We start from the raw sequence: 14390 nt of genomic DNA on the forward strand, positions 1-14390 counted from the left end.
GTGCGCCATCATGCTCATCTCAACGGATCTTCAAACTCGCCAGACCGATCAGAACCAGAATCACGGTGATGATCCAGAAACGGACGATCACGCGTGGCTCCGGCCACCCCTTGAGCTCGAAATGGTGATGCAACGGCGCCATCTGGAATATCCGCCGTCGCGTCAGCTTGTAAGAACCCACCTGCAGGATCACCGACAGGGTCTCAATCACGAACACGCCGCCCATAATCAGCAGCACCAGCTCTTGGCGCACCATGACTGCGACCACACCCAGCGCCGCGCCGAGTGCCAGCGCGCCGACATCGCCCATGAAGACCTGCGCGGGGTAGGTGTTGAACCACAGAAAAGCGAGCCCGGCGCCGACCAGAGCACCGCAGAACACCACCAGTTCGCCCACGCCGTGGACATACGGGATACCCAGATACAACGCGAATTTGTAATTGCCGCTCAGATAAACGAATACGGCGAGTGCGCCGGCCACCATGACCGTGGGCATAATCGCCAGCCCGTCCAAACCATCGGTCAGATTGACCGCATTGCTCGAACCGACGATGACCAACCAGGTAAAGGGAATGAACACCCATCCCATGGGAATCATCCAGTTCTTCACGAAGGGCATCAGCAGGGCGGTCTGGGCCGGTTCTGTTGCCGCAAAGAACAGATAGAACGCAGCGGCGAAACCGATGACCGACTGCCACAGGAACTTGGCGCGCGCCGGCAAACCCTTGGAATTGCCATAGCGCAGCTTGCGATAATCGTCGACGCCACCAACCAGACCGAACATCAGGGTAACGCCGAGCGCAACCCACACGAAGTGATTGTCCAGATTGCTCCACAGGATCGTCGCGACAGCCACGCCCACGAGGATCAGTGCGCCCCCCATGGTCGGCGTGCCGGCCTTGGAGAGATGCGATTGCGGGCCGTCATTGCGCACCTGCTGGCCGATCTTGAGCGCCAGCAGGCGGCGGATCATGCTCGGGCCGATCACCAGCCCGATCAACAGCGCCGTGAGCACGCCCAGGATGGCACGCATCGTCAGATATGAAAAAACGTGAAAACCGCTGTAGTAATGGGCCAGAAACTCGAAGAGGCTATACAGCATGATGCCCCCCTACGTGCGCCGCATCGCCATCCGGCAACAGACGCGCCAACAAGCGCTCCAAACCCATCGAGCGCGAGCCCTTGATCAGAATGGTCAGCGGGCGCGCGGCGGTATCCGCCGACCGCCCTACCGCGTTCGCCAAGGCATCAAGATTCGGGCAATGGATCGCGCCTGCACCGAAGGCCTCTGCTGCCTCATGGCTCAGGCGCCCTAGGGTAAACAAGCGCTCGACGCCCCCCGCTCGCGCCCGTTCACCGGCCGCACGGTGCAAGGCGAGGGCCGTCTCACCTAACTCCGCCATGTCGCCTAGCACCAGCCAATGTGTCCCAGGCTGTTCGCCCAAGACGTCAAGACCCGCCGAGAGCGAACCGGGGTTCGCATTATAGGTGTCGTCCAGAATCATGATGCCTTCGCTTCCCTGCAATTGCCGCAGCCGCCCGGCAACCGGTCTGACATTGGCCAGACCCGCCCGTACGGCACCTAGATCGGCACCAGCACCCAGAGCCGCCGCAGTGGCTGCGAGCGCGTTCATCGCGTTGTGATAACCAGGCAACGGCAGATCCAACTCGAATTCACCGAGCGGTGTGACGGCCTGCAGATGTCCGCCGTGGTAGTGACCGCGCACCTCTGCTGGCTGCTCAATCCCAAAGCGCAACACGCGACGCGTGCAATTAAGTGCCAACCAATCTTCCGCAAAGGCATCATCCGCGTTGATCACGGCCACGCCGTCGGGCGCTAGTCCACCGTAAATTTCGCCCTTGGCGCGCGCCACGCCTGCTAGATCACCAAAACCCTCCAGGTGCGCAGGTCCCGCGTTGTTGACCAAGGCGACATGCGGACGCGCCATCGCTGTCAGCGCGGCAATCTCGCCGGCATGGTTGGCGCCCATTTCGATCACTGCGTAATGATGCGACGGCTCGACGGTCAGCAAGCTCAAGGGCACACCGATGTGATTATTGAAATTGCCCCGGGTCGATTGTGTCGGCCCTGCCTGCGTCAGTATCGAGGCCAGCATCTCCTTGACGGTGGTCTTGCCATTACTGCCGGTGAGGCCGACCACACGGGTAGGCAAATGCTCGCGCCAGGTGCTCGCAAATCGCCCTAGGCCAGCCAGAGTGTCGTCGACGATCACCTGAGGACGATCGTCCCGAACCGGATGAGAAACCATGACTGCCGCCGCGGACAAATCTGGGCCGATGTAGTCGTGACCGTCGAAGCGCTCGCCGCGGAGCGCCACAAATAGGGCACCCGCCGGCAGTGCACGGCTGTCCGTACCCACGCCGACAACGTTCGCATCTTCCCCATCTAGCCGCCCCTGCGACCATGCTGCGATTTGACTGAGGCGCCACTGATTCACGAGGCGACCTCCAGGGCGGCAAACCATGCCGCAACCGTATCGCGGTCGCTGCAGGGCTGCGCGCCGGCTGCAGTGATCTGCATCGATTCGTGCCCCTTGCCTGCGATCAGTACGACCTCGCCCGGGCGAGCGGAATCCAGTGCATGACGCACCGCGGCGACACGGTCGTGGATCACCACCACGCCTTGACGGTGCGGCAACCCGGAGAGAATATCCTCGACGATTGCTGCCGGATCTTCGCTGCGCGGGTTATCGTCGGTCACGATGACACGATCGGCCAGCTGCGTGGCAACGGCACCCATCAACGAACGCTTGCCGCGATCACGGTCGCCACCGGCACCGAACACACAGCACAAGCGCTCCGCGCCATGCCGGCGCAGGCTGGTGAGCACTGCCTCCAGCGCGCCCGGTGTATGCGCATAATCCACTACCGCGACCGGAGTCCCTGGTTGGCCAAAGCGCTCCATGCGTCCGGGCACCGGGCGGACGACGCGCATACGGTCGACGGCATCGGGCAATGGAACACCCAACGCCAGCAAACTGGCCAGCACGGCCATCAAGTTGGCCGCATTAAATCGCCCGAGCAAGGTGCTTTCGATCTGGCTCTCACCCCAAGGCGTGACCACATCCAATACGAAACCATCGCTGAGCATTTGCAAACGACGGGCCCAGACCACGTCGTCGCTCTTCGGCTTCTGAGGCGACAGTGAATAACCGATACGACGCCCAGCCGAGATCTGGCCCGCGGCCAGCTCCCGTCCGAACGCATCGTCCAGATTGAGAATCGCGTACTCCAGCCCCGGCACCTCGAATAGACGCCGCTTGGCGGCCGCATAAGCCTCCTGGCTGCCGTGATAGTCGAGGTGGTCTCGCGTCAGCTGGGTCAAGATCGCCTGGTTGAATCCCACCGCATTCAGACGCCCCTGCACTAGACCGTGGGATGAAGCCTCCATGACCGCCCAGCGCACACCGGCATCGGCCATATCGGCCAAGGCCGCCTGTACGCCGACGGCATCCGGCGTGGTGTACCCGCTGGGTTCAAGCGCATCGACCAGGCCATTGCCCAGTGTGCCGATGATGCCCGCGCGAGCGCGGTCCTGGTCCAACGCTTGGGCCAGAAAATGCGTGACCGAACTTTTACCATCGGTGCCAGTGACGCCGATCACCGTCATGCGGCGCGCTGGTTGTCCGTAAAACCGCGCGGCAATGGCGCCCAGCTCTCCAGCGAGTCCATCAATCCAGCAGACTGCTACGCCAAGCCCGCGAACATCGCATTCACGGTTACGTGCCGCGCCATCGGCCAATACGGCCACTGCACCGCGAGCCACCGCGTCCGCCGCGTGTGTCAGGCCATGCTCGCGCAGACCCGGCAACGCGACAAAGACATCGCCCGGCCTGACACGCCGGCTGTCCTGGGTCAGCCCGGATATAGTGGCGCTCTGCGGCAATGCCTGTTCGCACCATCCGGCAAGCAGCTCACCCAAGACCCATTCGCGCGCTGCGATCATGCCACCGCTCCCTGGGCTTCCGGAACAGGCCCTGCCTGCATTACATCGATGTCATCGGGGGGATATCGAGCAGGCGCAACGCACCGGACATCACCTCGCGGAAGACGGGCGCCGCCACCTGACCACCGTAATATTTGCCGCCCTGCGGGTCATCGATCATCACCACCGCAACCAGCCGCGGTCGGGTTGCCGGAACGATACCCGCAAACACCGCCGTGTACTTATCCTCCGCATAATCGCCCTGGCTGGTCAGACGATGCGCCGTACCGGTCTTACCGGCGACGGTATAACCCGGAATATGCGCCGCATAGCCGGTCCCCATGGGGGTGACCACCGAACGCAGCATCGTGCGCATCTGATCGGCTATGTGCTGCGGCAGCACACGCTTGCCGCCGACGGGTGCCGTCGGTTGTACGAAGGTAGCCGGGGCCAGGATGCCGCCGTTGGCCAATGCGCAGTAGGCATGCGCCAACTGCAGCGAAGTGACCGCGATGCCGTAGCCGTAAGCCATGGTGGCCTGATCGATCGGGCGCCAAGTGGTGTAGTTGTGCAAGGTGCCTGTCGATTCGCCTGGAAAACCGCTGTGGGTAATCTGTCCGAAACCGAAATCTCGATACATGGACCAGACGTAATACGGCGGCAGGCTCAGAGAAATCTTGCTCGCCGCCACATTGCTCGATACCTGCAGCACTTGCGTCAGATTGATCCGCCCGAAATCCGAATCGTCCTTGATCGTATGCCCCGCCAGCATGTACCAACCAGGGCCCGTATTGATCTCGGTATTCGGGGTATATTTCCCGCTCAACAATGCTGCCGACAAGGTAAAAGGCTTCATGGTCGAACCGGGCTCGTAGGCATCGGTTACCGCCCGGTTGCGGTACAGGCGCGGCACATAATCCGAGCGCACGTTCGGATTGAAGGTAGGCTGATCGGCCATCGCAACGATGGCGCCGTTGCTCGGATCCATGATCACGATGGAGCCGGACCGCGCCCCATGCGCCACCACGGCGGCCTTGAGGCTGCGGTAGGCGAGATACTGGATCCGCTGGTCGATGCTGGTCACCAGATTGCGTCCCGGTCGCGGCGAATGGATCAAATCCACGTTCTGAACGATCTGACCGAAACCGTTCTTGATGACCCGTTTGGCGCCCGGTTTACCGGTCAACCAGGTGTTGAATTCAAGTTCCAGTCCGTCCTGACCTTGATCGTCGATATTCGTGAACCCGAGCACATGGGAACCCACCTCGCCCATCGGATAGAAGCGCTTGTACTCGCGCATCAACCCCACGCCAGGAACCTTGAGGGCAGCGATACGGCGCCCCATGGCCGGATCGATCAGGCGTTCGACCCAAATGAATTCGCGTCCGGCCTGGCGCGCGCGCTCAACCTGCCCGATCAAGGTGGCGGCATCAAGCCCGAGTAAATCCGCCATGCGAGCCAGCCCTTTGGCATCACTGTCTTGCTGGGGATCGATCCAGACAGAATCCATCGGCGTGCTGATGGCCAAAGGGCGTCCGTTGCGGTCCAGGATCATGCCTCGATGTGCCGGCATATTCACCACGCGCAAAGCGCGCGCGTCTCCCTGCTTACGCAGGAAGGCTCCACGCATAACCTCCAGATCGAAGCCGCGTCCCAAAAGCCCCACGGCACCGACGCCGAATAGCCCCAGCACCAGTTGCCTGCGTCGCTTGAAGTCTGGGCGCGCATTCATGGGCTGATGTACACCGTGTCCGAACTGTCGGGCATGACCATATCCAGCTTGCCTCGCGCGATTCGCTCGACGCGGGAATGGGCTGACCAGACGCTCTGCTCAAGCTCCAGTCTTCCCCATTCCACATTCAAGGCATCGCGCTGAGCGTCGATACGCTCCAGGCGGATAAACAATTGACGCGTCTCGTAAGTGCTGTACACCACACCTAACGCGGTGCCCATCAACGACAATGCAAGCCCCGCCACGACGACCGCCGTCCAGTTCATGCCAGCCGCTCCGCCACGCGCAACACCGCACTGCGCGCACGCGGGTTGTGCGCGACCTCGGCCACAGAGGCGTGAATTGCCTTGCCGACAAGACTGAGCGTCCGGCCCGGTGTCGGTAAATCACGCACGGGCAAATTGCGCGGCGCCTGTTCGCCACGCGCCTGCTCACGCATGAATCGTTTGACGATTCGGTCCTCCAGGGAATGAAAACTGATCACCGCCAGCCGCCCGCCGGGCGACAATATCGAGACGGCCTGTGTCAACGCCTCGCTCAGCTCGTCCAATTCACGATTCACATGAATACGAATGGCCTGGAAACATCGCGTGGCCGGATGCTTGCCTGGTTCGCGGCGGCCAACCACCCCGGCGATCAGATCGGCCAGTTGTGTGGTACGCGTCAATGGGGCCAGCGCGCGTTCGCGCACGATACGACTCGCGATCCTGCGCGCATGGCGCTCTTCGCCAAATGTCCAGAACACGCGGGAAAGCTCGGCCTCCGAGGCCGTATTGATCCAGTCGCCAGCAGGTTCCCCGGATGTCGTATCCATACGCATATCCAGCGGGCCGTCACGCATGAAGCCGAAGCCACGTTCCGCCTGATCCAGTTGTGGCGATGAAACACCCAGATCCATCAGGACCCCTTGTGCCTGTGCATTGCCTGCATGCGCCCGCCAACACGATTCCAAATGTGAAAAGGGGGCGTGCTCAATAGAGAATCGACGATCAACGGCTGCAAGTTCACGCGCTGCCTCCACTGCACTTGGGTCACGATCCAGTCCCAGCAAATGGCCTTCCGGTCCCAGCCGGGCAAGCATCGCGCGACTGTGGCCGCCACGACCGAAGGTCGCGTCGACGTACCCGCCCTCTGCCTTAATCGCCAGTCCCGCCACCGCCTCCTCCAGGAGAACAGCCAGGTGCCCCGAGGATGATTCCGTCACGTTAGAGCGACAACGAGGCCAGCGCCTCGCTCAATCCGCCCTCGAAGGCATCAGATTGCAGCCACTCGTCACGCTGAGCAGCCCAGATTGCCTCGTCCCAAAGCTCGAACTTGTTACCTTGCCCCACCAACACCACATGCTTATCCAGTTTTGCCTGTTCGCGTAGGGTGGGCGCGATCAGAATGCGTGCCTGCCCATCCATTTCGACGTCCGTCGCATATCCCAGGAAGAGGCGCTGCAGCTGCCGGACTTGTGGATTCAGATTCGGGCGCGCCATCACGGAAGCCTCGATACGCTCCCATTCTGGCAATGGGTAAACCAGCAAGCAGCCATCACGATCCACCGTAACCACCAGCTGCCCCCCGCACGAGTCGCGCAGACGATCGCGATACCGTGCCGGCATCGCCACGCGTCCCTTCGAATCGATATTGAGATTGGTGACACCGCGAAACACGCGAACCCCCGCCAGATGGATCGTGCCAGGATCAAATACCCACTTTTCACCACTTCACCCCACACCGCGACACTATAGGTGCGGCATCAGGTGGCGTCAAGCAAGCCGACAGGCCGTCTATCTGGAAGATTGTCTTTTATACACAATGGCTTACACGTCACGCCTAGAGCTGGACGCACACCAACCCACGACTACCAAACGCCGTGCAATCAGGATGTTGCATACGAAAGATGATGTACAACATGAGAAAAATGCGGCCGCCACCCCGCCCGAGTGGTGACTCGCGGCGGTCGGGTGGAGAAAGGTGGGGAGTCGGCCGATAAGCCGGGTTCTGTCGGGGACAGTCATTCATCTGGGACGTACGTCACCGCACGCCTCAAGCGACCTACCCGGACGCGATGCGGGCCACATCATAGCGTCCCTATTTGGTCTTGCTCCGGATGGGGTTTACCGTGCCGCGGTATGTTGCCACCCGCGCGGTGCGCTCTTACCGCACCTTTTCACCCTTACCTGTATCCCCGAAGGGCTCATCGGCGGTTTATTTTCTGTGGCACTTTCCGTCGGCTCGCGCCGCCCAGGCGTTACCTGGCATCCTGCCCTACGGAGCCCGGACTTTCCTCCCCGCCGTAAAGACGGAGCGACTGCCTGGCCAACTCCCCGCGGGAGAATACCACAGCCGGCATCGCCTCAAGTGCGCGATTGCCGCCGGGACATTATTCGCCTTCTCTCTCCTGCTTGGCCTGTTGAGCAGCGCGGTACAACGCCTGTCGCGAACCACCCGTGATGCGGGCGGCCAGATCCGCCGCCTGACGCGTCGGCAGCGCCGCCGCCAACACCGCAATCACATGCGCCGCAGATATGCCGGATGTATCGTCGGGCACGGCATCCGTCGCACCCTCCACCATCACCACGAACTCGCCGCGCCGATGATCCTCGTTCACCGCAATCCAGGCGACCAAATCTCCCAAAGGCGCGGAAACGACTTGCTCAAAATGCTTGGTCAGCTCTCGTGCCACCACGGCACGGCGCGCCGTGCCGAAGGCCTGTGCCATATCCTCAAGGCAATCCGCGATGCGGTGACTCGATTCATAAAAGACAAGCGTACCGGTCTCGCGCACCAGCGCCTGCAGATAGGTTCGCCTTTTGGCACCCCGTGCGGGTAGAAACCCCTCGAATACGAAGCGATCCGTTGGCAATCCTGAAACCGATAGTGCCGCGATCACCGCGCTAGGCCCAGGAATAGGGCTAACCCGCCAGCCAGCCTCGCGCACCGCGCGTACCAGACGGAACCCCGGATCACTGATCAGCGGCGTGCCCGCGTCGGAAACCAGAGCCACTGACTGCCCCTCAGCCAGCGCCTGCAATATCACAGGGACGCGCGCGGTCTCATTATGCTCATGCAAGCTCAAATATCGCGCCTTCAAACCCAAATGGGAAAGCAGGCGCTGGGTCACACGCGTGTCCTCCGCAGCAATCAATCCCACTGCGCCCAACACCGCGCGGGCTCGGTCGCTGATATCCCCGAGGTTCCCCAGGGGCGTGGCCACGATGTAAAGCACACTCTCTTCAATTGACACGTTGCCTTCCAGTCCAGATACTGAGCCACCCGTTCAAGCGCATAGGGCCCATGATACACGGGCGTACCCATACGATGACCCGACGCGTCATCACCCGACTCAGTCTGACCTCGTGTGTCGTCCTGCTCCTGGGCGCCTGCGCGCAGACACCCACGCATCAGGTCGCCTCGTGGGAGCAACAGGCGCAGACCCAGCTGCAGGCCGGCCACCCGACCATGGCCGCGGACACCTACCTCAAGGCGGCAGCCAGCCTCCTCCCGCCACAACGCCAGCAACTCATGCTCAAGGCCGCTTCGCTATTGCTGCAGGCCCGACTACCGACTCGCGCGCGCGCCGTTATCGAGGCCATCAGCCCGACCGGCATGAGCCCAGACGATCTTGCAAGTAAGGCAACACTCGCCGCGCGCGTGGCGTTGTTTGAGCATCAGCCCAGTGAGGCCCTTGCTGCCTTACCCACCGACACCACAGGCCTATCCGCCCCCGTGGCCGCCGAACTGCTTGACGTTCGCGCCCAGGCCGAGCAACTCAACGGCAATCTGCTGGGCGCCATCCAGGCCAGAATCGCGCGCGCGCCAATGCTGGTGCAAGCTCAAGCCATCGACGACAATCGACACGCGCTCTGGGAAACCCTCAGCCAGGCCAGCCCCACACAGACGCGACTGTGGCTGCAGCAGGCCAGCACACCGACACTCAAGTCCTGGCTTGCGCTAGCCCTGATCGCCAAAACCACGCCAGCCGCACCCACTGCACTGACCCAGGCCATCGCGCGCTGGCGCCAGCAATATCCACAAATATCGGATGCCGACCCTATTATCGATGCTTTGAAGGCTCAGTGGCAGGCAATGCAGGTCTACCCGGCCCATATCGCCGTATTGCTACCGCTTTCCGGCCACTTCGAACCGGTCGCCCAAGCGATTCTCGACGGCGTATTGACCGCGTACTATCGTCACAGCCAGCAGACGGATGCCCCCGACGTCAATCTGCGTGTATATGACACCGCGGCGGTCCAACCCAGCCAGATCATGACCCTCTATGCTCGCGCGGTGCGGAATGGCGCCCAATACGTCATCGGACCACTGGATCGCGACGCCGTCACCCAGCTGGCGCAATCGGGTCAGCTCTCCGTGCCGACCCTTGCGCTGAATCGAGTGGCCAACGGCACCCCGCTCCCCGGACAGCTCTATCAATTCGGGCTCATACCCGAAAGCGAGGCCAGTCAGGTGGCCGAGCGAGCCAGCCTCGACGGACACAGCCGCGCCATCGTGCTCGTGCCGGACAGCAACTGGGGCAGCCGGGTGGCCACGGCCTTTACCGATCGTTTTCAACAGCTCGGGGGCAGGTTCTGGCCACGGGACGCTACGACCCTACCGCCTCCGACTTCACGCCCGCCATCGTCAACACCCTCAACATCGATAACAGCAACGCAAGGCGCCGGGCGGTATCTGCCACTATCGGACGATCAGTCGACTTCGAGGCGCGGCGTCGCCAGGATGTCGACATGATTTTCATCGCAGGCGACCCCCGCCAGGCACGCCTGCTGATGCCGCAAATCCGCTTTCATCACGGAATCGGCCTGCCCATTTATTCCATCTCCACAGCTTACAGCGGCACGCACGACCCCAGGGCCGACCATGATCTCAACGGCCTGATTTTCGACGATGCGCCACTACTGCTCGATACCCATGGCGCAGCGGCCGACGCGCGAACCGCCATGCACACGAATTTCCCCGACGCCAGCCGTCGCTACCCGCGGCTGATCGCGCTAGGCGAAGATGCCTTCAACGTCCTGCCATATCTCAAGCGACTCGCCTCCGAAGACTGGGCGCGCTTCACAGGCTTGTCCGGCAACCTAAAAATAAGCGCAGACCAGACACTGATCCGACAGCTCGAATGGGCACAATTCGACAACGGCCTACCCGTGCTGCTCGGCCAACCGAAACCCGTCGCCGGGAACCTCGCGGCCGATACGGCAACACCCGCCGATGCCGCCCCCCCTAAGCGCGGCGAAGACTTCGAGCAACGTGCCTGCGACTATCTGACCGGGCGAGGCTTGCACTTGCGTGAACGCAACTATCGTTGTCGCGCTGGCGAAATAGACCTCATCATGACCGATGTTCGAACCCTGGTATTCGTTGAGGTACGCTACCGCAATACCGCACGTTTTGGCGGTGCCGCCGCCAGCGTGAATACCGCAAAGCAGCGGCGACTGACCGCAACCGCCCTACATTATTTGCAGCGGCACGGACTCGACACACCGGCACGCTTCGACGTCGTGGCCATGGGCCCCGACAACCAGATCGACTGGATTCCAGATGCATTCTCGGCCCAGGACTTCTGATTCATACTGACAATCTGCAGGACTCGCGAGTGAACGAACGCATACAACAACATTTCATGGCCAGCATCGACACCAAGACGCGGGCCGCGCAGATATTGGCGGAGCCGATAGAAGCCGCCGCTAGGCGAATGACCTACGCCCTCGTCGGCGGACACAAAATACTCAGCTGCGGCAACGGCGGATCTGCCGGAGACGCCCAACACTTTTCATCGGAAATGCTCAATCGCTTCGAGCGCGAGCGGCGCGGTTTGCCCGCGATCGCCTTAACCACCGACACATCCACGCTGACCTCGATCGCCAATGACTACAGCTACGATCAGGTCTTTGCGCGTCAGCTGCGCGCTCTGGGCGCACCCGGCGATTTACTACTCGCGATCTCCACCTCGGGCAATTCGGCCAATGTGGTAGAAGCCGCGCGTGCCGCGCAGGAACTCGGCATGCACGTGATTGCGCTGAGTGGCCGCGGAGGCGGCGCGCTTCACGAAGTACTGACGGGTGAAGACATCGAGATATGTGTCCCTTCGGAAAGCACCGCGCGCATTCAGGAGGTACATTTGCTCGTGATCCACTGCCTATGCGATCTCATTGACCGCCAGCTCTTCGGCGATATTTGAAACCCGTGCCGCTGCCCCCCGATTTCCTCGCGGCACTGGCCAACTTACTGCCCCCAGCCGACCTCCTGACCGAGGCCAGCGATTGCTGGACGTACGGCTATGACAATTCCAAGCGACACGCACCTCCGGAAGCCGTAGCCTTCCCTCGCGAACACGACCAGATCGTCTCTCTGGTGTGTCTGTGCAACGAATTTCACATTCCGATTACACCCCGGGGACGCGGCACCGGCACGACCGGCGCCACCGTACCCACTCATGGCGGACTCGTCCTCAGCCTCGAACGCATGGACAAAATCCTGCGGGTCGACCCTGACAATCGCTTGCTCGTTGCTCAACCCGGCGCGACCAATCTTGCGGTTCAACAAGCCGCCGCCGCGCATGGCTTTTTCTGGCCACCCGACCCAACCAGCGCGGCCGTTTGCACCATCGGCGGCAACCTCGCCTACAACTCGGCGGGACCGCGTGCCGTTAAATATGGTACGCCACGGGAAAATACGCTCGGGCTACGTGCCGTCACCGGCGATGGCCGGAGCATCCGCACCGGCGTCATGACCACCAAGGGCGTGGTCGGCTATGACCTGACCCGGTTGATCATCGGATCCGAGGGTACGTTAGCAATCATCACCGAGGCCGTCCTCAAACTCACGCCCAAACCCGCGGCGAAACGCACGCTTCAGGCGGTCTACGCCGACCTGGATTCAGCCGCGCGTGCCATCGCCGCGATCATGGCCCAACCAGTCGTGCCTTGTGCCCTGGAGTTCATCGACGGCAGCGCCATTGAAATGATCCGCAGCCACTCGCGAGCCGAGTTGCCACAAGGCGCTGGTGCGTTGCTCATGATCGAGGTGGATGGCCCACCCACAAGCCTGGAGGAAGCCGTCGGTGAGATCATGCGAGCCGCCAAAGTCAGCGGCTGTCTGTCCGTGAAAATAGCGACCACGCAAGCCGAAGTCGAGGCACTGTGGGCCACACGCAAGGCCCTCTCACCCGCGCTGCGCACCATTGCACCCAAGAAAATCAACGAAGACGTTGTCGTGCCCGTATCGCGCATTCCCGCCTTGATCGAGGGTCTACAGGCACTCGGGCGCCGCCACGAAATCACCATCGTCAATTTCGGGCATGCCGGCAATGGCAACATCCACGTCAACTTGTTAATCGACCCAGACGATCCCAGACAGGCCGCCGCGGCAGAACATTGCCTGCAGGAGGTTTTCGAATTGGTGCTACGACTGGAAGGCACCCTCTCGGGCGAACACGGGGTGGGCCTTGTCAAACGTGACTATGTTGCGCTTGAGATCGATGCGGCAACGCTGACTTTGATGCGGGGCATCAAGCACCAATTCGATCCATTGGGTCTGCTCAATGCCGACAAGGCATTGCCGCCAGCCGCGATTACTTGACGACGCGCAAGCCTGGGCGACCACTGCTCGGCCCATTCGGCCGTGGCTCAGTAGTGCCCCCCGGCCCCCCGGATGGCGGAGACGTATCGTCATCGCCGAACATCATGCCTTGCCCATTTTCACGTGAATAAACCGCCATCACGCGCTGAACAGGCACGAAAACCTCCTGCGCCCGACCTGCAAAACGCGCACTGAAACTGACATATTCGTCACCCAAGTTAAGCGCTTGTACGGCTTGCGGCGCGACATTCAGCACAATGCGGCCATCTTGGACAAATTGCGTCGGGACCTGAACATCCTCGCCACTCGCATCAACCAGCATATGGGGCGTGTGGTTGTTGTCCACAACCCACTGGTATATCGCACGCAATAGATACGGACGACTCGAAGTCATTTGATTGGAAGCGGAATTCATTACTGACTCAGGCAATCATGTCGCGTTCAACATCACTCAGACTGGCGCGTACGGAAGCACGAGCAAAGGTCCGTTGGGTATAGTCGGCCATAGCCTTGGCCGCAGGTGGCAACTGGATACCATGGACCGAGAGCCGCCAGAGCACTGGGATGACGGAGCAATCCACCAAGCTGAATTCCTCGCCTAGAAGATAGGGCCTCGCCTCCATGAACAATGGCGTGGCGGACAATACACTCTCGCGCAGGATCTTGCGCAATCGAGGTTGGCTCTTCTTGTCTGCTGCCGCAAGCTCGGCCATCGGGATGTACCAGTCGCGCTCGATTCGGTACATCAACAACCGCGCCTTCGCGCGCGCGACGGGATCAACCGGCATCAAGGGTGGATGTGGAAAGCGTTCGTCAAGATACTCAATGATCACGCGCGCGTCGTAAAGAACCAAGTCCCGGTCGACGAGCGTGGGCACGGAGTTGTATGGGTTGAGGTCGACCAGATCCTCAGGCTTGCGGCTAGGATCGATATGGATCACATCGGCCGTAACATCCTTTTCCGCAAGGACGATCCGGGTGCGATGACTGTCAGGGCAATCGGGTGCCGAAAACAAAGTCATCACTGAACGGCGGTTGGCGACCAGGCTCATCTCTATCACTCCGTCGTCAGGCGGTATATCGACAGAACGCTCGCCATTCTCGCGGAAATCCCACCGTTGCATC

General features: G+C 61.6%; 14 protein-coding genes, 1 other RNA gene and 1 pseudogene. 5 read left to right on the forward strand and 11 right to left on the reverse strand.

The annotated features are described in order from the left end of the window. Nucleotides 1-19: 19 nt before the first annotated feature. The 9 genes from mraY to rsmI form a co-directional block, all read right to left on the reverse strand. Nucleotides 20-1102: a phospho-N-acetylmuramoyl-pentapeptide-transferase gene (gene mraY, locus BI364_RS14555; RefSeq protein WP_070079362.1), complete on the reverse strand. Its 1083-nt coding sequence runs from the start codon at nt 1100-1102 to the stop codon at nt 20-22. Further along, on the reverse strand, nt 1092-2459 hold the full coding sequence (locus BI364_RS14560) for a UDP-N-acetylmuramoyl-tripeptide--D-alanyl-D-alanine ligase (protein ID WP_156782782.1): 1368 nt from the start codon (nt 2457-2459) through the stop codon (nt 1092-1094). The genes mraY and BI364_RS14560 overlap by 11 nt, the downstream gene beginning before the upstream one ends. Further along, complete coding sequence (locus BI364_RS14565) at nt 2456-3967, reverse strand: UDP-N-acetylmuramoyl-L-alanyl-D-glutamate--2,6-diaminopimelate ligase (RefSeq protein WP_070079364.1); 1512 nt, start codon at nt 3965-3967, stop codon at nt 2456-2458. The genes BI364_RS14560 and BI364_RS14565 overlap by 4 nt, the downstream gene beginning before the upstream one ends. A 40-nt stretch (nt 3968-4007) precedes the next feature. Continuing rightward, nucleotides 4008-5678 (reverse strand): peptidoglycan D,D-transpeptidase FtsI family protein, encoded by a 1671-nt coding sequence (locus BI364_RS14570; protein WP_070079365.1) that lies wholly within the window; start codon nt 5676-5678, stop codon nt 4008-4010. Beyond that, entirely contained in the window at nt 5675-5944 is a 270-nt protein-coding gene (ftsL, locus tag BI364_RS14575; RefSeq protein WP_070079366.1) for a cell division protein FtsL, read from the reverse strand. The genes BI364_RS14570 and ftsL overlap by 4 nt, the downstream gene beginning before the upstream one ends. Next, nucleotides 5941-6882, reverse strand: a complete 942-nt coding sequence (rsmH, locus tag BI364_RS14580; RefSeq protein WP_070079367.1) for a 16S rRNA (cytosine(1402)-N(4))-methyltransferase RsmH — start codon at nt 6880-6882, stop codon at nt 5941-5943. The genes ftsL and rsmH overlap by 4 nt, the downstream gene beginning before the upstream one ends. Nucleotide 6883: 1 nt before the next feature. Then, nucleotides 6884-7336: a division/cell wall cluster transcriptional repressor MraZ gene (gene mraZ / locus BI364_RS14585; RefSeq protein ID WP_070079368.1), complete on the reverse strand. Its 453-nt coding sequence runs from the start codon at nt 7334-7336 to the stop codon at nt 6884-6886. Between the two features lie 304 nt (nt 7337-7640). Further along, nucleotides 7641-7993, reverse strand: an RNA gene (gene rnpB, locus BI364_RS14590) — RNase P RNA component class A. A gap of 56 nt (nt 7994-8049) precedes the next feature. Then, nucleotides 8050-8913 (reverse strand): 16S rRNA (cytidine(1402)-2'-O)-methyltransferase, encoded by an 864-nt coding sequence (rsmI, locus tag BI364_RS14595; RefSeq protein ID WP_233279529.1) that lies wholly within the window; start codon nt 8911-8913, stop codon nt 8050-8052. A gap of 74 nt (nt 8914-8987) precedes the next feature. On the opposite strand from rsmI, the gene BI364_RS14600 reads away from it, so the two are divergent. The 5 genes and pseudogenes from BI364_RS14600 to BI364_RS14615 all read left to right on the forward strand — a co-directional run bounded on the left by BI364_RS14600 (nt 8988) and on the right by BI364_RS14615 (nt 13265). After that, nucleotides 8988-10415 carry a penicillin-binding protein activator gene (locus BI364_RS14600; RefSeq protein ID WP_207644992.1) on the forward strand — a complete coding sequence of 476 codons (1428 nt, stop codon included), beginning with the start codon at nt 8988-8990 and terminating at the stop codon, nt 10413-10415. Further along, nucleotides 10322-10765, forward strand: a pseudogene (locus BI364_RS19265) (penicillin-binding protein activator); the annotation flags it as partial. The gene BI364_RS14600 and the pseudogene BI364_RS19265, both read left to right, overlap by 94 nt. Before the next feature lie 66 nt (nt 10766-10831). After that, nucleotides 10832-11251, forward strand: a complete 420-nt coding sequence (locus tag BI364_RS14605; protein WP_407639361.1) for a YraN family protein — start codon at nt 10832-10834, stop codon at nt 11249-11251. 29 nt (nt 11252-11280) lie between these two features. After that, entirely contained in the window at nt 11281-11865 is a 585-nt protein-coding gene (locus tag BI364_RS14610) for a phosphoheptose isomerase (protein WP_083251437.1), read from the forward strand. 5 nt (nt 11866-11870) lie between these two features. After that, nucleotides 11871-13265, forward strand: a complete 1395-nt coding sequence (locus tag BI364_RS14615; protein ID WP_070080109.1) for an FAD-binding oxidoreductase — start codon at nt 11871-11873, stop codon at nt 13263-13265. Here the strand turns inward: BI364_RS14615 and BI364_RS14620 are convergent. Beyond that, on the reverse strand, nt 13258-13659 hold the full coding sequence (locus BI364_RS14620; protein ID WP_070080111.1) for a ClpXP protease specificity-enhancing factor: 402 nt from the start codon (nt 13657-13659) through the stop codon (nt 13258-13260). The two genes, BI364_RS14615 and BI364_RS14620, sit on opposite strands and share 8 nt — an antisense overlap. 28 nt (nt 13660-13687) lie before the next feature. Then, on the reverse strand, nt 13688-14317 hold the full coding sequence (locus BI364_RS14625; RefSeq protein ID WP_070080110.1) for a glutathione S-transferase N-terminal domain-containing protein: 630 nt from the start codon (nt 14315-14317) through the stop codon (nt 13688-13690). Nucleotides 14318-14390 lie beyond the last annotated feature (73 nt).

The sequence above is a fragment of the Acidihalobacter yilgarnensis genome (assembly GCF_001753245.1).
Lineage (GTDB): Bacteria > Pseudomonadota > Gammaproteobacteria > DSM-5130 > Acidihalobacteraceae > Acidihalobacter > Acidihalobacter yilgarnensis.